Annotated in this window: 15 protein-coding genes; 7 read left to right on the forward strand and 8 right to left on the reverse strand. The window is 52.9% G+C overall.

Going from position 1 to position 20912, the window contains the following annotated elements; translation table 11 throughout:
- Positions 1-89: 89 nt before the first annotated feature.
- Both yacL and acnB read right to left on the reverse strand, forming a co-directional pair.
- On the reverse strand, positions 90-452 hold the full coding sequence (gene yacL / locus BZK41_RS02500) for a protein YacL (RefSeq protein ID WP_079937069.1): 363 nt from the start codon (positions 450-452) through the stop codon (positions 90-92).
- A gap of 174 nt (positions 453-626) precedes the next feature.
- Positions 627-3224, reverse strand: coding sequence for a bifunctional aconitate hydratase 2/2-methylisocitrate dehydratase (acnB, locus tag BZK41_RS02505; RefSeq protein WP_057067418.1), 2598 nt, complete (start codon positions 3222-3224; stop codon positions 627-629).
- Positions 3225-3672: 448 nt separating this feature from the next.
- Between acnB and BZK41_RS02515 the strand changes: the two genes are divergently transcribed.
- Both BZK41_RS02515 and BZK41_RS02520 read left to right on the forward strand, forming a co-directional pair.
- A complete protein-coding gene (locus BZK41_RS02515) occupies positions 3673-5277 on the forward strand; it encodes a DUF3300 domain-containing protein (RefSeq protein WP_079937070.1) in 1605 nt (534 codons plus the stop codon).
- A gap of 10 nt (positions 5278-5287) precedes the next feature.
- The gene (locus BZK41_RS02520; protein ID WP_079937071.1) at positions 5288-6082 is read left to right on the forward strand and encodes a DUF2950 family protein; all 795 of its coding nucleotides are present in this window, start codon (positions 5288-5290) and stop codon (positions 6080-6082) included.
- A gap of 120 nt (positions 6083-6202) precedes the next feature.
- On the opposite strand, the gene lpdA is transcribed toward BZK41_RS02520, so the two are convergent.
- The 4 genes from lpdA to pdhR form a co-directional block, all read right to left on the reverse strand.
- A complete protein-coding gene (lpdA, locus tag BZK41_RS02525; RefSeq protein ID WP_003829486.1) occupies positions 6203-7627 on the reverse strand; it encodes a dihydrolipoyl dehydrogenase in 1425 nt (474 codons plus the stop codon).
- 175 nt (positions 7628-7802) lie between these two features.
- Entirely contained in the window at positions 7803-9692 is a 1890-nt protein-coding gene (gene aceF / locus BZK41_RS02530; protein WP_079937072.1) for a pyruvate dehydrogenase complex dihydrolipoyllysine-residue acetyltransferase, read from the reverse strand.
- Positions 9693-9706: 14 nt separating this feature from the next.
- Positions 9707-12370 (reverse strand): pyruvate dehydrogenase (acetyl-transferring), homodimeric type, encoded by a 2664-nt coding sequence (gene aceE / locus BZK41_RS02535; protein ID WP_048214932.1) that lies wholly within the window; start codon positions 12368-12370, stop codon positions 9707-9709.
- Positions 12371-12533: 163 nt separating this feature from the next.
- Entirely contained in the window at positions 12534-13298 is a 765-nt protein-coding gene (gene pdhR, locus BZK41_RS02540; protein ID WP_003018699.1) for a pyruvate dehydrogenase complex transcriptional repressor PdhR, read from the reverse strand.
- A gap of 564 nt (positions 13299-13862) precedes the next feature.
- Between pdhR and aroP the strand changes: the two genes are divergently transcribed.
- The 3 genes from aroP (at position 13863) to BZK41_RS02555 (ending at position 17750) form a co-directional block, all read left to right on the forward strand.
- A complete protein-coding gene (gene aroP, locus BZK41_RS02545; protein ID WP_008786209.1) occupies positions 13863-15236 on the forward strand; it encodes an aromatic amino acid transporter AroP in 1374 nt (457 codons plus the stop codon).
- Between the two features lie 157 nt (positions 15237-15393).
- The gene (locus BZK41_RS02550) at positions 15394-16800 is read left to right on the forward strand and encodes an MFS transporter (protein ID WP_003829494.1); all 1407 of its coding nucleotides are present in this window, start codon (positions 15394-15396) and stop codon (positions 16798-16800) included.
- Positions 16800-17750: a family 43 glycosylhydrolase gene (locus BZK41_RS02555; protein WP_079937073.1), complete on the forward strand. Its 951-nt coding sequence runs from the start codon at positions 16800-16802 to the stop codon at positions 17748-17750. Before BZK41_RS02550 ends, BZK41_RS02555 begins: the two co-directional genes overlap by 1 nt.
- Before the next feature lie 92 nt (positions 17751-17842).
- Here BZK41_RS02555 and ampE read toward each other — a convergent pair whose 3' ends face one another.
- Both ampE and ampD read right to left on the reverse strand, forming a co-directional pair.
- Entirely contained in the window at positions 17843-18697 is an 855-nt protein-coding gene (ampE, locus tag BZK41_RS02560) for a beta-lactamase regulator AmpE (RefSeq protein WP_079937074.1), read from the reverse strand.
- Positions 18694-19257: a 1,6-anhydro-N-acetylmuramyl-L-alanine amidase AmpD gene (gene ampD / locus BZK41_RS02565; protein WP_079937075.1), complete on the reverse strand. Its 564-nt coding sequence runs from the start codon at positions 19255-19257 to the stop codon at positions 18694-18696. Before ampD ends, ampE begins: the two co-directional genes overlap by 4 nt.
- A gap of 87 nt (positions 19258-19344) precedes the next feature.
- On the opposite strand from ampD, the gene nadC reads away from it, so the two are divergent.
- Both nadC and ppdD read left to right on the forward strand, forming a co-directional pair.
- Positions 19345-20238, forward strand: coding sequence for a carboxylating nicotinate-nucleotide diphosphorylase (nadC, locus tag BZK41_RS02570; RefSeq protein WP_079937266.1), 894 nt, complete (start codon positions 19345-19347; stop codon positions 20236-20238).
- A 232-nt stretch (positions 20239-20470) separates the two neighbouring features.
- Positions 20471-20908 carry a prepilin peptidase-dependent pilin gene (gene ppdD, locus BZK41_RS02580; RefSeq protein WP_079937076.1) on the forward strand — a complete coding sequence of 146 codons (438 nt, stop codon included), beginning with the start codon at positions 20471-20473 and terminating at the stop codon, positions 20906-20908.
- The last annotated feature ends 4 nt before the right edge of the window (positions 20909-20912 follow it).

Here is a 20912-nt window from a genome sequence, read left to right on the forward strand (position 1 = left end):
TTTTAAAATGATTAATTAAAATCAAATAATCATTCAGGTGAAAAAAAGCCGGGTTAATCTCACCCGGCTTCATTGATATCTGAAATATTTCAGGATTGATTCACAAATTCGCGGTATGCCGCCACAACCTGAAGAAAGTCCTCTACACCACAGAGCGAAAAACTTTCTTCGTCGTAGTAGCTCATCCCCTCTTCCATTTCATCTCCAGAGAACTCCAGCTGATTAGCGCGAACCATCACTTCTTCGCCATCCAGCCAGAGCGTGTATTCATGCCCTGCTCTCTGCCAGGAGCGCTCACTGCCCTTAACCGCACGCGCCGCCTGTTCCACTTCATCAAGTAAGGCCAGGTTTTCTTTCACTTCTTCGTTAAACCAGTGCCCCACCACCTCGTGGCCCATGGACATACGCACTTTTACCACTCCGGTAATATCGCGCAGAAATTCGTAATCCATAATGTCTTCCTCTGCTCCCGGCAATGCGCCAATACCGCATTGCGCCTTGCTGTAATTATCGCAGCAGCGCGGCAGAAAAAAAGCGTAGCGGGTATAAGGAATAGAAATAAAAATGCCCGGAGAAGCAGACTTCTCCGGGCATTGATGCGTTTTTACACAAAATGCTTTAGCGCATTACACCGCGGTCTGGAAAATCACACCATCGGCTTTCTCGGTGTACTGAGACAGCTGGTCGAAGTTCAGATAACGGTAAGTATCTACGGCCGTTTTATCTACCTGCGCCACATAGGTCTGGTACTCTTCCGCGGTTGGCAGTTTGCCGATCAGCGCCGCAACCGCCGCCAGCTCCGCAGAAGCCAGGTAGACGTTTGCCCCGGTACCTAAACGGTTCGGGAAGTTACGGGTAGAGGTCGAGACCACCGTTGCGCCATCAGCCACACGCGCCTGGTTACCCATGCACAGAGAGCAGCCTGGAATTTCGATACGCGCACCGCTCTTACCGAATACGCTGTAGTAGCCTTCTTCAGTCAGCTGAGCGGCGTCCATACGGGTTGGCGGAGCCACCCACAGACGCGTTGGCAGTTGGCCTTTGTGCGCATCCAGCAGCTTACCAGCGGCACGGAAGTGGCCGATGTTGGTCATGCAGGAGCCGATGAACACTTCGTCGATCTTCTCGCCCTGTACGTCAGACAGCAGACGCGCATCGTCCGGATCGTTCGGTGCACACAGGATTGGCTCTTTGATATCCGCCAGATCGATGTCAATCACCGCTGCGTATTCTGCGTCAGCGTCAGCTTCCAGCAGCTGCGGATCCGCCAGCCATTTTTCCATGCCCTGCACACGACGTTCCAGCGTACGACGATCGCCGTAGCCTTCTGCGATCATCCACTTCAGCAGAACGATGTTAGAGCTCAGGTACTCAACGATCGGCTCTTTATTCAGCTTGATGGTACAACCGGCAGCAGAACGTTCAGCGGAGGCATCGGTCAGTTCGAACGCCTGCTCCACTTTGAGATCCGGCAGACCTTCGATTTCAAGAATGCGGCCAGAGAAGATGTTCTTCTTACCTTTCTTCTCAACGGTCAGCAGACCCTGTTTGATCGCGTACAGCGGGATGGCGTGTACCAGATCGCGCAGGGTGATACCCGGTTGCATTTTGCCTTTGAAACGCACCAGAACGGATTCCGGCATATCCAGCGGCATCACGCCTGTCGCCGCAGCAAATGCTACCAGGCCAGAACCTGCCGGGAAGGAGATCCCGATAGGGAAACGGGTATGGGAGTCACCACCGGTACCTACGGTATCCGGCAGCAGCATACGGTTCAGCCATGAGTGAATAACGCCATCACCCGGACGCAGGGAGACACCACCACGGTTCATGATGAAGTCTGGCAGCGTATGATGCGTATTGACGTCCACCGGCTTCGGGTAGGCCGCAGTGTGGCAGAAGGACTGCATCACCAGGTCAGCAGAGAAGCCCAGGCACGCCAGATCTTTCAGTTCGTCACGGGTCATTGGGCCGGTGGTATCCTGAGAACCGACGGAGGTCATCTTCGGTTCGCAGTACGCGCCCGGACGGATACCTTTCACGCCGCATGCGCGGCCAACCATTTTCTGTGCCAGGGAGAAGCCACGGCTGCTTTCCGCCACGTCTTTCGCCTGACGGAAGACGTCTGAGTGCGGCAGACCCAGCGCTTCGCGCGCCTTGGTGGTCAGGCCACGACCGATGATCAGCGGAATACGGCCACCGGCGCGCACTTCGTCGATCAGGACTTCGGTTTTCAGCTCAAAGCTAGCCAGCAGTTCGCCGGTTTCGTGGTTGCGTACTTCGCCTTTGAACGGGTAAACGTCAATCACGTCGCCCATGTTCATGTTCGATACGTCCACTTCAATCGGCAATGCGCCCGCATCTTCCATGGTGTTGAAGAAAATAGGTGCAATTTTGCCGCCGAGGCACAGCCCGCCGCCGCGCTTGTTCGGTACATGAGGAATGTCGTCACCCATAAACCACAGCACGGAGTTGGTCGCGGATTTACGCGAAGAACCGGTACCAACAACATCACCCACATAAGCCAGCGGGTAACCTTTTTTCTGCAATTCTTCGATCTGTTTGATCGGGCCAACCACGCCCGGTTGATCCGGTTCGATACCTTCACGGGCGTTTTTCAGCATCGCCAGCGCGTGCAGAGGGATATCCGGACGAGACCATGCATCCGGCGCCGGAGAAAGGTCATCGGTGTTGGTTTCACCCGTCACTTTGAAGACGGTAACGGTGATTTTTTCAGCCAGGGCAGGACGGTTCAGGAACCATTCGGCATCAGCCCAGGATTGCATTACCTGCTTCGCATATTCGTTGCCCGCTTTGGCTTTTTCTTCTACGTCGTAGAAGTTATCGAACATCAGCAGTGTTGAAGAGAGCGCTTTAGCGGCAATTGGCGCCAGTTTTGCGTCGTCCAGCGCGTCGATCAGCGGATGAATGTTGTAACCACCCTGCATAGTGCCCAGCAGTTCAATGGCTTTTTCTGGTGTAACCAGCGGGGAGGTGGTGTCGCCTTTCGCGACAGCGGCGAGAAAACCAGCTTTAACATAAGCGGCTTCATCTACGCCAGGAGGAACGCGGTTGATCAACAGGTCTAACAGGAATTCTTCTTCGCCCACAGGCGGGGTCTTCAGCAGCTCGACAAGTGCAGCCATTTGGGTTGCGTCTAAAGGTTTTGGCACAATCCCCTGGGCAGCACGCTCAGCTACGTGCTTACGGTATTCTTCTAGCACGACGATATCTCCTCGCTCTCATTGTCATAATGCGGCGCTTTTGTAGATGGGCGATTCTCTTCACGCTCCTGTGAGACAGTAGTTAGTAGGGTAAATGCCCGGTACCGCATAAGGCACAATAACAGGATTTTCACTAAGTGTTAATCCGTTTACAAAAAAGCAACATAAAAAATTGGCTGAATCGTTAAGAATGGTATAGCGACAAGGCGCAACGCAATTTAGGCTGCCTGAAACCGCCCTGAAACGGTTGATTTTTAAGCGCGATCGGCTGAATATTCCAACGATTTTCGCGCCATCAGATATAATTGTGTAATAAATCTTCACACTCTTTTTCCGGACTTACCGGGCGAATCCCCAATAAAAGTCAAAACTGTCTAACACGGGTGAATAATACTCGCGGCAACAGGAACGCCTCACGGCACAGCGCTTGTCTCGTTGGAGTCATTTTATGAAGTTGCCCCTTAAGCCACATCTGCTTGTCCTTTTGTGCAGTGCCGGGCTGTTTGCCGCCTCTGGCGTGATGTTCGTTAAAAGTCGCACAACGGAACCTGCAGCTCCGGCTCCCGTTGCACAGCAACCGTCAGCACCAGCTCCAGCTCCCGTAGCGGCCCCTGCTCCGGCCGACCAAACAGCGCCCGCCGTGGCACCTACGTACTCAGCAGCACAAATAGATCAGTGGGTTGCGCCTATCGCGCTCTATCCAGACTCGCTGCTGTCGCAAATTTTGATGGCCTCAACCTATCCGGCTAACGTTATCCAGGCCGCACAGTGGTCAAAAGACAATCCCAAAATGCAGGGCGATGCCGCCATTCAGGCCGTTGCCAGCCAGCCCTGGGATCCCAGCGTGAAATCGCTGGTCGCCTTTCCTCAGTTGATGTCGCTGATGGGTGAAAATCCGCCGTGGGTACAAAGCCTGGGCGATGCTTTCCTCGCACAACCGAAAGATGTCATGGATTCCGTTCAACGTCTGCGCGCGCTGGCGCAACAGACCGGTGCGTTGCAATCAACACCGCAACAGACCGTCACTACCGTGACCAAAGCGGCGCCAGCTAAAACCGTCACCAGCGAGTCGACGACCAGTTCAGCGACCACAACAGCCACGACCACCTCAACAAGCCCAACGGTTATCAAGATTGAATCCGCCGATCCGCAGGTGGTGTACATTCCTACCTATAACCCGAATACGGTTTACGGTACCTGGCCGAATACCGCTTATCCGCCAACTTATCTGCCGCCTACGCCCGGCGAGCAGTTTGGCAACAGCTTCGTTAACGGTTTAGGCTTCAGCCTCGGTGTTGCCACAACTTATGCCATCTTCAGCAACATCGACTGGGATGACGACGACGATCACCATCATAATGATGACTGGGATAACCATGGCGGCTATAACCGTAATGGTGATAACAACATCAACATTAACGTTGATAACTTCAATAAAATCAGTGGGCAACGGCTGACAGATGCCAACCGTACCTGGCAACACAACCCGGCCTATCGTGAGGGTGTGCCATACCCTAATAACCAGCTTAATAACCGCTTCCACTCCACGAACACGGCTACGGGCTTAAGTTCAACCCAGCAAAGACCGGTCAACCGTGATAGCCAACGCCAGGCTGCGATGAGCCAAATGGAAAAATCAACGGGGAAAACATTCCCGCAGACGGCACGCACTGGCACGAAAGACGCCCAGCGTCAGGCGTCCAGCCAACAGCTGAAGCAAATTTCACAGCGTAACAACTACCGCGGTTACGATACCAAGCCGCAAACCGCGAAACGGACAAGCACACAGCAACGAGAGAATCGTCAGGCAGTCGCACAGCGACAGGAGAAACGGGTCACGCAACCAGCGCAACAACACAATGTGCAACAGCGTAATCTTCAACAACGGACCAGTCAGCCACGCGCCAATGCGCTGAGCGGTAACGACAGTCGCTCCGCCAACTGGCAGGCACAGCAACAGCGAGGGGCCCAGAGCCGACAGGTCGCCCGTAATCAGCCATCGCGCCAGCCTTCTGGCGGGCGTGCTGAACACCGTGAATTCCGTCATCGTTAAGGGAACCAACATGAAAAATAAACTACTCAGTGGAATGGTGTTGTTCATGGTTTCGGCTACCGCGATGGCACAGCAATCCTTCAGCACACCAGACCAGGCGACCGATGCGCTGGCAAACGCTATCAGTGAGCAAAATGAAAGTGCAATGAGCAATCTGCTCGGGGAAAACTGGCGTGATTTTCTACCGCCAGAAGGCGTCGATCCTGATGCGGTTGATCGCTTCCTGCGCGACTGGAAGGTTCGCCATAACACCGTTGTCGACGGCAATATCGCGCACCTGGTGGTCGGGGACAGCGACTGGCAACTGCCAATCCCAGTCGTCAAAAACGCTTCAGGCTGGCAATTTGATATCAAGGAAGCAGCCGAAGAGATCCTGACCCGTGAGATTGGACGCAACGAACTCGCGGCTATCGAGGCGTTACACGCTTATGTTGATGCCCAGCAGAGCTATTTTGCGATGAACCAAAAGTACGCGCAAAAGATTGTCAGTTCTGAAGGGAAAAAAGACGGTCTGTACTGGCCTGTTTCACCCGGCGAAGCGCCAAGTCCGCTTGGCCCGGCCTTTAGTCCACAGGAACCCGGCACGGGCTATCACGGCTATCGCTTCCGGATCCTTTCCGATAAAACCAGCGGTTTTGCCATGATAGCGTGGCCTGTTAGCTACGATCACACCGGCGTGATGAGTTTTATGATTAACGGTGAAGATAAAGTCTACCAGGCCGATCTCGGCGTTGATTCTCAGCAAAAAGCACAGGCGTTAACCACATTCCATCCGGATAAAATCTGGCAGCCCGTAGCACCGTAAAGCGAGGTTAAGCCTTAGGCCTGGTTAGCGCTAGCGCCACCCGGCATGTTGCCTGAAATAACGGGTTGCTTCAGGCAAAAAAAACGCCTCCGAAGAGGCGTTTTCACAAAAGGGAGAAGATTACTTCTTCTTCGCTTTCGGGTTTGGCAGGTCGGTAATGCTACCTTCAAAGATTTCTGCCGCCAGGCCCACTGACTCGTGCAGAGTCGGGTGCGCGTGGATAGTCAGCGCGATATCTTCAGCGTCACAACCCATTTCGATTGCCAGACCGATTTCGCCCAGCAGCTCGCCGCCGTTGGTACCGACAATCGCACCACCGATAACACGGTGAGATTCTTTGTCGAAAATCAGTTTGGTCATACCGTCCGCGCAATCGGAAGCGATAGCACGGCCAGAAGCAGCCCACGGGAAGGTGGCGGTTTCGTAGCTGATGCCTTTTTCTTTCGCTTCTTTCTCGGTCAGACCAACCCATGCAACTTCTGGTTCAGTGTATGCAATGGATGGGATAACTTTCGGATCGAAGTAGTGTTTCTTACCGGCGATAACTTCAGCGGCAACGTGACCTTCATGAACACCTTTGTGTGCCAGCATCGGCTGACCGACGATATCGCCGATAGCAAAGATGTGCGGCACGTTGGTACGCAGCTGTTTGTCGACACGGATGAAGCCACGGTCGTCAACTTCCACGCCAGCTTTGCCCGCGTCGAGGTTTTTACCGTTCGGTACACGACCGATAGCGACCAGCACAGCATCGTAACGCTGAGCTTCGGCAGGGGCTTTTTTGCCTTCCATGGAAACGTAGATACCGTCTTCTTTCGCTTCAACGGCGGTCACTTTGGTTTCCAGCATCAGGTTGAATTTCTTGCTGATGCGCTTGGTGAAGACTTTAACCACGTCTTTATCGGCAGCCGGGATAACCTGGTCGAACATTTCAACCACGTCGATCTCTGAACCCAGCGCATGGTACACAGTACCCATTTCCAGACCGATGATACCGCCGCCCATTACCAGCAGGCGCTTAGGAACAGTTTTCAGTTCCAGTGCATCGGTGGAATCCCACACGCGCGGATCTTCATGCGGAATAAACGGCAGTTCGATCGGACGGGAACCCGCCGCGATGATTGCGTTGTCGAAGTTGATTACGGTTTTGCCGTTTTCGCCTTCAACTTCCAGGGTGTTTGCCCCGGTAAATTTACCCAGACCGTTAACCACTTTCACTTTACGGCCTTTGGCCATACCCGCCAGACCGCCGGTCAGTTGAGTGATAACTTTTTCTTTCCAGGTACGAATCTTGTCGATATCGGTTTTCGGCTCGCCAAAAACGATACCGTGTTCAGCCAGTGCTTTGGCTTCTTCGATAACTTTTGCTACGTGCAGCAGCGCTTTAGAAGGGATACAGCCGACGTTCAGACAAACACCGCCAAGGGTGCTGTAACGTTCTACGATGACGGTCTCCAGACCTAAATCTGCGCAACGGAAGGCAGCAGAGTAACCTGCAGGGCCTGCCCCAAGTACCACGACCTGAGTTTTGATTTCAGTGCTCATCATGACCTCTTAATTTATACCCGTCGTCCAGCGGGTCGTTCTATCCGCCCGTATTTTACAAAATTGTTAACAATTTTGAAACAACAAACGGCAACCGATTTGTCTTTCGCACAATAACCTCACTGACTTCATGAGATTACCAGAAAAAAGCCGGCCGTCGGGCCGGCTTTTTCGCTTACATCACCAGGCGGCGAATGTCAGACAGCATGTTGTTGATGATGGTGATAAAGCGCGCACCATCCGCACCGTCAATTACACGGTGGTCGAAGGAGAGCGAAATCGGCATCATCAGACGCGGCACAAACTCTTTACCGTTCCACACTGGCTCCATAGAGGACTTGGAGACACCGAGGATAGCCACTTCCGGCGCGTTCACAATCGGCGCGAAGTGGGTAGTACCCAGGCCACCGATGCTGGAGATGGTGAAGCAACCGCCCTGCATTTCGCCAGCGGTCAGCTTACCATCACGCGCTTTCTTGGAGATCACGGTCAGTTCACGAGACAGCTCGGTAATGCTCTTCTTGTTCACGTCTTTGAAGACCGGAACAACCAGACCATTCGGAGTATCAACCGCTACACCGATGTTGATGTATTTCTTCAGGGTCAGGCGCTGACCGTCTTCAGACAGGGAGCTATTGAAGCGCGGCATCTGTTCCAGAGCTGCGGCAACGGCTTTCATGATGAAGACTACTGGGGTGAATTTCACGTCCAGTTTACGTTTTTCAGCTTCGGCGTTCTGCTGTTTACGGAACGCTTCCAGATCGGTGATATCGGTCTTATCGAAGTGCGTAACGTGCGGGATCATCACCCAGTTACGGCTCAGGTTAGCACCAGAGATTTTCTGGATACGGCCCAGTTCCACTTCTTCGATTTCACCAAACTTGCTGAAGTCCACTTTCGGCCAAGGCAGCATGCCCGGGATACCGCCGCCTGCAGCAGCAGCCGGAGCCGCTTCAGCACGCTTGATAGCGTCTTTCACGTAAGCCTGAACGTCTTCACGCAGGATACGACCTTTACGGCCAGAACCTTTCACTTTCGCCAGGTTCACACCGAATTCGCGCGCCAGGCGACGAATCAGCGGCGTTGCATGAACGTAAGCGTCGTTCTCAGCAAACTCAGATTTGCCTTCCGCTTTCGCTGCCGGAGCTGCGGCTTGCGCAGGTGCTGGTGCAGCGGCCGGAGCCGGAGCAGCTGCTTGCGCAGGAGCGGCTGCAGGTGCTGCGCCTTCGACTTCGAAGACCATAATCAGAGAACCGGTTTTAACTTTGTCGCCGGTGCTGATTTTGATTTCTTTCACGGTACCCGCGAACGGTGCCGGAACTTCCATCGACGCTTTATCGCCTTCAACGGTGATCAGTGACTGTTCAGCGGCAATTTTATCGCCCACTTTAACCATCACTTCAGTGACTTCAACTTCGTCACCACCGATATCCGGTACGTTAACTTCTTTCGAGCCAGAAGCTGCCGGAGCCGCCGCTGCTGCTGGAGCAGCCGCCTGAGCCGGTGCAGCAGCAGGCGCTGCACCCGCCACTTCGAAGACCATAATCAGGGAACCGGTAGACACTTTGTCACCCGTGTTGATTTTGATCTCTTTAACGGTACCCGCGAACGGTGCCGGAACTTCCATAGAGGCTTTGTCACCTTCAACGGTGATCAGAGACTGTTCAGCCGCAACGGTGTCGCCCACTTTAACCATGACCTCGGTAACTTCAACTTCGTCACCACCGATGTCCGGTACGTGTACTTCTTTCGCTGCAGAGGCAGCAGGTGCTGCTGCCGGAGCCGCTTCTTTCTTCTCTTCTGCCGGAGCAGGTGCAGCGGCTGCTGCACCATCGGCGGAATCGAAAATCATGATCAGTTTGCCGGTCTCAGTTTTGTCGCCAACAGAGACTTTGATCTCTTTAACGATACCAGCCTGAGGAGACGGAACTTCCATAGAGGCTTTGTCGCCTTCTACGGTGATCAGCGACTGTTCAGCTTCAACTTTGTCGCCCACTTTGACCAGGATCTCGGTGATTTCAACTTCATCAGCCCCGATGTCCGGTACATTGATTTCGATAGCCATTATTCTTTTACCTCTTACGCCAGACGCGGGTTAACTTTATCTGCATCGATGTTGAATTTGATGATTGCGTCTGCAACCACTTTCTTATCGATTTCGCCACGTTTAGCCAGTTCGCCCAGGGCCGCTACAACCACGTAGGAAGCATCAACTTCGAAGTGGTGACGCAGGTTTTCACGGCTGTCAGAGCGACCGAAACCGTCAGTACCCAGTACGCGATAATCATCAGCCGGTACATAAGTACGAACCTGTTCGGCAAACAGTTTCATATAGTCAGTAGATGCTACTGCCGGAGCGTCGTTCATCACCTGAGCGATGTACGGAACGCGCGGAGTTTCCATCGGGTGCAGCATGTTCCAGCGCTCACAATCCTGGCCATCACGCGCCAGTTCAGTGAAGGAGGTTACGCTGTAAACGTCAGAACCTACACCGTAGTCGTTCGCCAGGATCTGTGCTGCTTCACGCACGTGACGCAGGATAGAACCGGAGCCCAGCAGCTGAACTTTACCTTTCTTACCTTCGAGGGTTTCGAGTTTGTAGATACCTTTACGGATACCTTCCTCGGCACCTGCTGGCATTGCCGGCATGTGGTAGTTTTCGTTCAGCGTAGTGATGTAGTAGTAAACGTTCTCTTGTTTCTCACCGTACATACGCTCCAGACCATCGTGCATGATGACCGCAACTTCGTACGCGTAAGACGGATCGTAAGAGATACAGTTCGGGATAGTCAGAGACTGAATATGGCTGTGACCATCTTCGTGCTGCAGACCTTCACCGTTCAGCGTCGTACGACCGGAAGTACCACCAATCAGGAAGCCACGAGCCTGTTGGTCGCCTGCCTGCCAGCACAGGTCACCGATACGCTGGAACCCGAACATTGAGTAGTAGATGTAGAACGGGATCATCGGCAGATCGTTGGTGCTGTAAGAGGTCGCAGCAGCCAGCCAGGATGCGCCAGCACCCAGTTCGTTGATACCTTCCTGCAGGATCTGACCTTTTTCGTCTTCTTTATAGTAAGCAACCTGCTCACGGTCCTGCGGGGTGTACTGCTGACCGTTCGGGCTGTAGATACCGATCTGACGGAACAGACCTTCCATACCGAAAGTACGCGCTTCGTCAGCGATGATCGGCACCAGACGATCTTTGATCGACTTGTTCTTCAGCATCACGTTCAGGGCACGAACGAAAGCGATAGTGGTGGAGATTTCTTTGTTCTGCTCTTCCAGCAGCGCACCGAAGTCTTCCAGAGCTGGCAGTTCCAGCTTCTCGGTGAAGTTCGGCTGACGAGCTGGCAGGTAGCCATGCAGTTTCTGACGCTGAGCGTGCAGATAAGTGTGCTCTTCAGAACCTTCCGGGAAGGTGATGTAAGACAGGTTTTCAACCTGCTCATCGGTCACAGGAACGTTGAAACGGTCGCGGATATAACGCACGCCGTCCATGTTCATTTTCTTAACCTGGTGAGCGATGTTTTTACCTTCAGCGGTGTCACCCATGCCGTAACCTTTGATGGTATGGGCCAGGATTACAGTTGCTCTGCCTTTGGTTTCCTGCGCTTTTTTCAGTGCAGCGTAGACTTTCTTCGGATCGTGACCACCACGGTTCAGAGCCCAAATCTGCTCGTCAGTCCAGTCAGCAACCAGGGCTGCGGTTTCCGGGTATTTACCGAAGAAGTGCTCACGTACGTATGCGCCATCTTTGGATTTGAAGGTCTGGTAGTCGCCGTCAACGGTTTCGTTCATCAGCTGGATCAGTTTACCACTGGTATCTTTACGCAGCAGTTCATCCCAACGACCGCCCCACATGACTTTGATAACGTTCCAGCCAGCGCCCGCGAAGATGCCTTCCAGTTCGTTAACAATCTTGCCGTTACCGGTTACCGGACCGTCAAGACGCTGCAGGTTACAGTTGATAACAAAGACCAGGTTGTCCAGTTTTTCACGGGTCGCGATGGTGATCGCACCTTTTGATTCTGGCTCATCCATCTCGCCGTCGCCCAGGAAGGCGTAAACGGTTTGTTTAGAGGTATCTTTCAGACCACGGTGTTCCAGATATTTCAGGAACTTAGCCTGGTAGATAGCACCGATTGGGCCCAGACCCATAGATACGGTCGGGAACTGCCAGAATTCTGGCATCAGTTTCGGGTGCGGGTAGGAAGACAGGCCTTTGCCATGTACTTCCTGACGGAAGTTGTTCATCTGCTCTTCAGTCAGACGACCTTCCAGGAATGCGCGTGCGTAGATGCCCGGAGAGATGTGGCCCTGGAAGTACACCAGATCGCCGCCATCTTGCTCATTGCGTGCACGGAAGAAGTGGTTGAAGCAAACATCATATACCGTCGCGGAGGACTGGAAGGATGCCATGTGGCCACCCAGCTCGAGGTCCTTTTTAGACGCGCGCAATACGGTCATGATGGCGTTCCAACGGATAGCAGAACGAATACGACGTTCCAGCTCCAGATTGCCCGGGTATTCCGGTTCATCTTCAACGGCAATAGTGTTTACATAATTGCTGGCCCCTGCACCTGCCGCTACTTTCACGCCGCCTTTGCGGGCTTCTGAAAGCAGTTGGTCGATCAGATACTGAGCGCGCTCAACACCTTCTTCACGGATGACCGATTCGATCGCCTGTAGCCAGTCGCGAGTTTCGATCGGATCCACGTCATTTGGGAAACGTTCTGACATGGGGGTATTCCTTATCTATCTAATACGTTGAGTTATCTGGAACCTGTCCCATTGCGTTCTCGCCAGAGAACGCAATAAGACAGGTTCTGCGTTTAGTTGCCGCGCACTTTATATGGCGCTTGATTTACAACATCTTCTGGTTAACGTTCTGCCAGAAAAATCACTAATTCTTTCGTTGCTCCAGACGGCGTAAGGCGCGTTCACGACGGCTTTCCTCACGGCTTCTGTCCAGCAGAATCTCTTCGATAAACGCCAGGTGACGGTGGGACGCTTCACGCGCCTCTTCCGGCTTCCCGGCAATAATTGCTTCAAAAATACGGGTACGGTGACTGCTAACCAGTGGCAGCATTTCACGACGCGCATACAGCAATTCGAAGTTTTGCCGAACGTTCTGGGCCAGCATCGGCTCCATACACCTTAGCAAATGGAGCAGCACCACATTGTGTGCCGCTTCGGTGACAGCAATTTGATACTGGAGTACTGCATCAGATTCGCCGTCAAGATCGCCGGACTGTTGAGCAAGCTCGATCGCATGGTGGAGTTCACGGATACGCGTTTTGTCTTCATCCGTGCTGCGCAGTGCAGCGTAATAAGCTGCAATACCTTCCAGCGCATGGCGCGTCTCAAGCAGGTCAAACTGGGATTCAGGATGGTCGGAGAGCAGCTCTACCAGTGGGTCGCTAAAGCTCTGCCACAGGCTGCTCTGAACAAAAGTGCCACCGCCCTGACGACGAAGCAGTAACCCCTTCGCTTCAAGGCGTTGGATCGCCTCGCGTAAGGAGGGGCGGGAGACGTCGAACTGTTTTGCCAGCTCGCGTTCCGGTGGGAGTTTTTCTCCGGGGCGAAGTGTCCCCTCAAGAATTAAAAACTCCAGCTGCTGCTCAATCACATCGGAGAGTTTTGGTTGGCGGATTTTGCTGTAGGCCATGATTTCCTGTCTTAAGCCATTTGCCCGGAGTCAATTGGTCTTACCAATTTCATGTTCTTGACGCTAAAGTAACAAAGTATTCACCTTCTGTCCATACAGGTTTTGATTGAAATCAGTAAAGGAGGCATATTTTAACAACATTACAGAAATAACGTTTCAAACATGTAACTATGCACAAATGTTAAATTTACCCACCTCGGGGTAGTTTTAACGGAATTGAAACGAAAAATTATCTCATCTGAACCGATTCACCTGCTTATATATCGATATATAAACCACTATTAATGAATAGAAATTCAAAATGGAAATTTTGTGGTAGATAAACTCGCATTTACAAATGGTTTCTTTTTATTCAACTCGTCATCTTCCCCGCATAAAGCAGGTGCATTCGCGCTCGCATATCATTATTCTGATCAAGACAAAAGTATTAAGGCAACATTTCATCAATAGCATCTGTAAACAAATTAATACAACAAACGGAATTGCAAACTTACACACGCATTGCTGCGTAGTTCAAAAAATAAGCACTCGAAATATGAAGAGTAAAACCACACACGAGGTTTCATGATGGAAAGTCAACAGCATGGCGATCAGCTCAAGCGCGGCCTTAAGAACCGCCATATACAGCTAATCGCACTGGGTGGCGCGATTGGTACCGGGTTATTCCTCGGTAGCGCATCCGTTATCCAGTCTGCAGGACCGGGTATTATTCTGGGTTACGCTATTGCCGGCTTTATCGCCTTTTTGATTATGCGTCAGTTAGGTGAAATGGTGGTTGAAGAGCCCGTTGCAGGCTCATTTAGTCACTTTGCCTATAAATACTGGGGCGGTTTTGCGGGGTTCTCTTCCGGCTGGAACTATTGGGTGCTGTACGTGCTGGTTGCCATGGCTGAGCTAACTGCCGTGGGTAAATACATCCAGTTCTGGTATCCGGAGATCCCAACATGGGTGTCTGCGGCTGCCTTCTTTGTGCTGATCAACGCCATCAACCTGACCAACGTGAAAGTGTTTGGTGAGATGGAGTTCTGGTTTGCCATTATTAAAGTCATTGCCGTTGTAGCGATGATCCTGTTCGGTGGCTGGTTACTGTTTAGCGGTAACGGCGGCCCGCAGGCCAGCGTCAGTAACCTGTGGGACCAGGGTGGCTTCCTGCCGCACGGCTTCACCGGTTTGGTGATGATGATGGCTATTATCATGTTCTCTTTCGGTGGACTGGAGCTGGTCGGGATCACCGCAGCAGAAGCGGATAACCCGGAGCAAAGCATTCCCAAAGCGACCAACCAGGTTATCTACCGTATCCTGATTTTCTATGTGGGTTCACTGGCAGTTCTGCTTTCCCTGATGCCGTGGACGCGCGTTACGGCGGATACCAGCCCGTTTGTCCTTATTTTCCACGAACTGGGCGACACGTTTGTTGCTAATGCCCTGAACATCGTGGTGCTGACTGCCGCCCTTTCTGTCTATAACAGCTGCGTGTACTGCAACAGCCGTATGCTGTTCGGTCTGGCACAGCAGGGCAACGCGCCAAAAGCGCTGATGAATGTCGATAAACGCGGCGTGCCGGTGAACACCATTCTGGTTTCCGCACTGGTGACGGCGCTGTGTGTGCTGATCAACTACCTGGCACCGGAATCCGCCTTTGGCCTGCTGATGGCGCTGGTAGTTTCCGCACTGGTGATCAACTGGGCAATGATTAGCCTGGCGCACATGAAATTCCGCAAAGCCAAACAGCAGCAGGGTGTTACCACCCGCTTCCCGGCGCTGCTCTATCCGCTGGGTAACTGGGTGTGCCTGATTTTCATGGCTGCAGTACTGGTGATTATGCTGATGACGCCGGGCATGGCGATCTCGGTGTACTTAATCCCTGTATGGATTGCCATTCTTGGCATCGGCTACCTGTGCAAACAGAAAACGGCCGGCGCGGTTAAAGCGCATTAATCCCCCCTCCCCCACCTGCACCAGGTGGGGGTTGTTACCTGCCTCACACTTTCCCACTCACGACTGTTTAGTCCATATCAGCGGCGTTATCCTGCAACGCAAAAACACCGGTGCCAGACAATAATTCTCTCCATATCTCATTAATGGAGTGCAGTTGATGGAAACCAGTAAGCTCACGGTGAAAGAAAAGATCGGCTATGGAATGGGCGACGCCGGATGCAACATCATCTTTGGCGCCATCATGTTGTTTGTTAACTATTTTTATACAGATATTTTTGGTCTGGCGCCTGCCCTGGTCGGCGTATTACTGCTCTCAGTACGCGTTATCGATGCCGTTACCGACCCTATAATGGGCGCGATGGCCGACCGCACCCGTAGTAAATATGGTCGATTTCGTCCATGGCTTTTGTGGATGGCTTTCCCGTACGCATTATTCAGCGTACTTATGTTTACCACCCCAGAGTGGACCTATAACAGCAAAGTTATCTATGCGTTCGTTACCTACTTCCTGCTCTCTATCACCTATACAGCGATCAACATTCCCTACTGCTCGCTCGGCAGCGTCATCACCAATGATCCGAAGGAACGCGTCGCCTGCCAGTCATATCGATTTGTGTTGGTAGGCATTGCAACTCTGCTGCTGTCCCTCACCTTGCTGCCAATGGCTGACTGGTTCGGCGGGGAAGACAAAGCCAAAGGGTATCAGATGGCGATGGCGGTTCTGGCCTTCATCGGCATGTGTATGTTCCTGTTTTGCTTCGCTACGGTCCGTGAACGCGTACGCCCAGCTGTCCAGACCAATGACGATTTAAAAGCCGATCTGAAAGACGTGTGGAAGAACGATCAGTGGGTAAAAATTCTGCTGTTAACGCTGTGCAACGTCTGTCCGGGCTTTATTCGCATGGCTGCCACCATGTACTACGTGACCTGGGTTATGCAGCAAAGCACGCAGTTCGCAACGCTGTTTATCAGTCTTGGTGTGGTCGGCATGATGATCGGCAGTATGCTGGCGAAGGTATTAACCGATCGTTGGTGCAAACTGAAAGTCTTCTTCTGGACCAATATTATCCTAGCGATTTTCTCTGCCGCGTTTTATTTCTTCGATCCGAAAGCCACCATGATGATTATGGTGCTCTACTTCCTGCTCAACATCCTGCACCAAATCCCTTCTCCGCTGCACTGGTCGCTGATGGCGGATGTCGATGACTATGGCGAGTGGAAAACCGGTAAACGCATCACCGGAATCAGCTTCTCCGGTAACCTGTTCTTCCTGAAACTGGGCCTGGCGATTGCCGGAGCGATGGTCGGCTTCCTGCTCTCCTGGTACGGCTACGACGCTGGGGCGAAAGCGCAAAGCGACTCCGCCATTAACGGTATTATGCTGCTGTTTACCATCATACCGGGCGTAGGCTATCTGATTACTGCTGGCGTAGTTCGTCTGCTGAAAGTTGACCGCGAGTTTATGCAGCAAATCCAGACAGATTTAGAAAAGCGCCGCGCCAATTACCGTGAACTGAATGAATACCACGATATAAAAACGACTGAAACAGTAAGGAAAGCCTAATGAATCAGTGGCCAAATCCCTTTATTGAACAGCGTGCCGACCCGTTTATCTTACGTGACGGTAGCCACTACTATTTCATTGCTTCAGTACCTGAATATGACCGGCTGGAGATTCGCCGGGCCGACTCGCTGGAAGGGTTGCGCACCGCCGCCCCGGTTGTCATCTGGCGCAAACCAGAAAGCGGCCCCATGAGCCAACTCATCTGGGCGCCCGAAATCCATCATCTGGCAGGCAAGTGGTACATCTATTTTGCCGCCACCCACACACAGTCGCTCGACAAGCTGGGGATGTTCCAGCATCGCATGTTTGCGCTCGAATGTACCGACGCCGATCCGCTGACCGGAAAGTGGACGGAGAAAGGTCAGATTAAAACGCAGTTTGATACTTTTGCGCTTGATGCCACCACCTTTAACCATCAGGGAAAACAGTGGTATCTCTGGGCGCAGAAGTCGCCCGATATCGCCGGAAACTCCAATATCTATCTCGCAGAGCTGGAAAATCCATGGACGATTAAAGGCGAGCCGGTCATGCTAAGCCACCCTGAATATGACTGGGAATGCCGGGGCTTTTGGGTCAACGAAGGTCCTGCCGTCATGGTTCACGGCGACAAGCTTTTTATCAGCTATTCCGCCAGCGCCACCGATGAGAACTACTGTATGGGATTATTGTGGATTGACCTCAACGCCGATCCGCTCAACCCGCAGAACTGGCACAAATCACCGCGCCCGGTCTTTACCACCAGTTATGAAAACCGCCAGTTTGGGCCAGGACACAACAGCTTTACACAAACGCCGGAAGGTGAAGATGTGCTGGTGTATCACGCGAGAAACTACACTGAAATCGAGGGCGATCCGCTGTACGACCCAAACCGCCACACTCGTCTGAAGCTCGTGCGCTGGGACGAAAACGGCATGCCTGATTTTGGCGTGCCGCCTGCTGATACAAACTAGGCCGTTGTACTGCCCGGTGGCGCTAACGCTTACCGGGCCTACACGTTTTTCCATTGTAGGCCGGATAAGCGTTAGTGCCATCCGGCACAACGCTACACTAATGCCCCATAAATGGTGAGCAGCGCAATGACCACCACCACCACAAACGAGGTCTTCTTCGCCAGCGAAACGGCGGCTTTTGGCGTTTCGACTTTATCGGTGTGCGGTTCGCGCGCCAGCGAGAACTGCGCCAGACGCGTAAGCACCTGATATTGCGACGTGTGCAGATCAGCAAGCGAGGCAAACCAGGCCGGCAGCGCTTTCTCGCCGTGTCCCAGCAGCGCATAAACCACGCCCGCCAGACGCACCGGGATCCAATCCAGCACATGCAGGATCGCATCAATACCTGATTGCAGACGCTGGTGCGGTGTCTGATAGCGCGCCAGCCAGGACTGCCAGGCGCGTAAAAAAGCATAACCTACCAGCGTTACGGGCCCCCACGGACCACCGATAATCAGCCAAAATAACGGCGCCAGATAAAAGCGGAAGTTGTTCCATAACAGCGCGTTCTGCAGCTCGCGCAAAAATTCACGCTCATCGCAGTCCGGCGGAACCCCATGGATAAGCGTCAGCTCGCTGGCCATCGCATCACGGGCGTGAGCATCATCGCGAGCAGCCGCGTTCAGGTAAGCGTGATAGTGAAGGCGCGCCTTACCTGCGCCGATGCACAGCAAGCCAATTAAGATCCACGCCACCAGCAACGGAACGTTAAACAACAGCCCATGAAGTGCGCGCAGTAGCAGAAACGTAACTCCCATCGCAATAAGAGTCATGCCTACCGTACGCATCATCGAGAAATGCTTAATCCGGCGGAAAAAAGCTTCAACACGGTGATCAAGCTGCCAGTGCTCACCCAACTTAAACAGGCGTTCAACAATCAACACCAATAATGTTGTAAACAGCGTCATGTCATCTCCTTGTGCGACGAGGGGGTGACCAGGGCGCGGAACCTTGCCCAGTCAAAGGACGGCCCGGGCTCGGTCTTACGCTCGGGCGCAATATTGCAATGTCCTGTCATGTTGTTAGCAATGGCCGGATAACGTGTAATCAGGGTATTCGTCACGGCAGCCAGTTGTTGATACTGCGCATCGGTATAGGCCAGCGTATCCGTCCCTTCCAACTCAATACCAATTGAAAAATCATTACAGCGTTCGCGCCCTTGATAGCTCGACACACCCGCATGCCAGGCGCGTTTATCAAAAGGCACATATTGCACGATTTCACCGTCACGGCGAATCAAACAATGGGCCGAAACACGCAGATGGGCGATCCCGGCAAAATAAGGATGGGCGTTGGGATCAATCGTGCCCGTAAACAGCGCGTCTATCCACGGGCCGCCAAACTCGCCGGGCGGCAGGCTGATATTATGCACCACCAGCAGAGAAGGTTTTTCGTCATCCGGGCGGCAATCGTAATGCGGAGAGGGAACGCGTCGCGCCTCTGCCAGCCAGCCCTCGTCTAACAACATGCAGAATCTCCTTATTGGTGGTGCTCATATCGGGTTCAGGGTAGCATGTTTCCACCTTATGATTCGTTAGCAATTTGGAGTTTTATCATGCCGCCTCGCCGCTATAACCCTGACTACCGACGTGACGCGCTGTTGGAACGCATAAATCTGGATATCCCTGCCGCTGTAGCTCAGGCGCTGCGTGAAGATTTAGGCGGAGAAGTTGATGCCAATAACGATATCACCGCACAGCTTTTACCCGAAGACATGCGCTCCCATGCCACCGTAATCACCCGCGAAGATGGCGTTTTTTGTGGAAAACGTTGGGTGGAAGAGGTCTTTATTCAGCTTGCTGGCGATGATGTTAACATCACCTGGCATGTCGAAGATGGCGACAGCATTAAGGCCAACCAGCCGCTGTTTGAACTGGACGGCCCTTCCCGCGTGTTACTGACCGGTGAACGTACTGCGCTGAATTTTGTGCAGACACTATCGGGCGTGGCGAGCGAGGTGCGTAAATACGTCGACCTGCTGGCGGGAACCAATACCCAACTGCTGGATACGCGCAAAACCCTACCGGGACTGCGTACCGCGCTAAAATACGCCGTATTGTGCGGCGGCGGCGCGAATCATCGTCTGGGGCTGTCCGACGCTTTCCTGATTAAAGAAAACCACATTATTGCTTCCGGCTCGGTACGTCAGGCCGTCGAAAAAGCCTTCTGGTTGCACCCGGATGTGCCGGTTGAAGTCGAAGTTGAAAGCCTGGATGAGCTGGACGACGCGCTGAAAGCCGGAGCCGATATCATCATGCTCGATAACTTCGAAACTGACCAAATGCGTGAAGCGGTAAATCGCACCAACGGCCAGGCGCGTCTGGAAGTGTCGGGCAACGTCACCTATGAAACGCTGCGCGAATTTGCCGAAACCGGTGTGGACTTTATCTCCGTTGGCGCGCTGACCAAACATGTTCGCGCACTCGATCTCTCCATGCGATTTCGCTAATTGCTGATTGTATTGCCCGATGGCGCTTCGCTTATCGGGCCTCTCCCCCCCCAGCCGGATACGGCATTTACGCCGCCATCCAGCAGTTTCTTCGAGCCCCTTCGCAAATACATTGTCTGACTCTGTAATCTCGTAAAAATCCTCTGAACCCGCTTTCCCGTTTTGTTTTTTGTCACTCGCCGTCCCACCGTCGGTTTGCCAAAGTAGCGCCAGCAAACTCAAGGAGCGAACGATGAACAAGCAACGAGGCTTTACGCTTATCGAACTCATGGTGGTGATTGGCATTATTGCCATTCTTAGCGCCATCGGCATTCCGGCCTATCAAAACTATCTGCGCAAAGCTGCGCTGACAGACATGCTGCAAACCTTTGTCCCCTATCGTACGGCGGTTGAGCTCTGTGCACTGGAGCATGGCGGAACAGCTACCTGCGATGCTGGAACGAATGGTATTCCCTCTCCAACGACCACCCGTTACGTCTCAGCCATGAGCGTTGAAAACGGAGTTGTCAGTCTTAGTGGGCAGGAAAGCCTGAACGGGTTAAGCATCACCATGACGCCAGGCTGGGACAATGCCAACGGCATTACCGGTTGGAGCCGTAACTGCGTCATCCAGAATGACAGCGCACTGCAACAGGCCTGTGAAGACGTTTTCCGCTTTGATAACCACTAAGGAA

Source organism: Citrobacter sp. A316 (genome assembly GCF_002042945.1).
Taxonomy (GTDB): Bacteria; Pseudomonadota; Gammaproteobacteria; order Enterobacterales; family Enterobacteriaceae; genus Citrobacter; species Citrobacter portucalensis.

What these genes read in the sequence shown, in the direction of transcription:
- yacL (WP_079937069.1), bottom strand. Translation starts at nt 452, where the DNA reads ATGGATTACGAATTTCTGCGCGATATTACCGGAGTGGTAAAAGTGCGT.
- BZK41_RS02515 (WP_079937070.1), top strand. Translation starts at nt 3,673, where the DNA reads ATGAAGTTGCCCCTTAAGCCACATCTGCTTGTCCTTTTGTGCAGTGCC.
- BZK41_RS02520 (WP_079937071.1), top strand. Translation starts at nt 5,288, where the DNA reads ATGAAAAATAAACTACTCAGTGGAATGGTGTTGTTCATGGTTTCGGCT.
- lpdA (WP_003829486.1), bottom strand. Translation starts at nt 7,627, where the DNA reads ATGAGCACTGAAATCAAAACTCAGGTCGTGGTACTTGGGGCAGGCCCT.
- aceF (WP_079937072.1), bottom strand. Translation starts at nt 9,692, where the DNA reads ATGGCTATCGAAATCAATGTACCGGACATCGGGGCTGATGAAGTTGAA.
- aceE (WP_048214932.1), bottom strand. Translation starts at nt 12,370, where the DNA reads ATGTCAGAACGTTTCCCAAATGACGTGGATCCGATCGAAACTCGCGAC.
- pdhR (WP_003018699.1), bottom strand. Translation starts at nt 13,298, where the DNA reads ATGGCCTACAGCAAAATCCGCCAACCAAAACTCTCCGATGTGATTGAG.
- aroP (WP_008786209.1), top strand. Translation starts at nt 13,863, where the DNA reads ATGATGGAAAGTCAACAGCATGGCGATCAGCTCAAGCGCGGCCTTAAG.
- BZK41_RS02550 (WP_003829494.1), top strand. Translation starts at nt 15,394, where the DNA reads ATGGAAACCAGTAAGCTCACGGTGAAAGAAAAGATCGGCTATGGAATG.
- BZK41_RS02555 (WP_079937073.1), top strand. Translation starts at nt 16,800, where the DNA reads ATGAATCAGTGGCCAAATCCCTTTATTGAACAGCGTGCCGACCCGTTT.
- ampE (WP_079937074.1), bottom strand. Translation starts at nt 18,697, where the DNA reads ATGACGCTGTTTACAACATTATTGGTGTTGATTGTTGAACGCCTGTTT.
- ampD (WP_079937075.1), bottom strand. Translation starts at nt 19,257, where the DNA reads ATGTTGTTAGACGAGGGCTGGCTGGCAGAGGCGCGACGCGTTCCCTCT.
- nadC (WP_079937266.1), top strand. Translation starts at nt 19,345, where the DNA reads ATGCCGCCTCGCCGCTATAACCCTGACTACCGACGTGACGCGCTGTTG.
- ppdD (WP_079937076.1), top strand. Translation starts at nt 20,471, where the DNA reads ATGAACAAGCAACGAGGCTTTACGCTTATCGAACTCATGGTGGTGATT.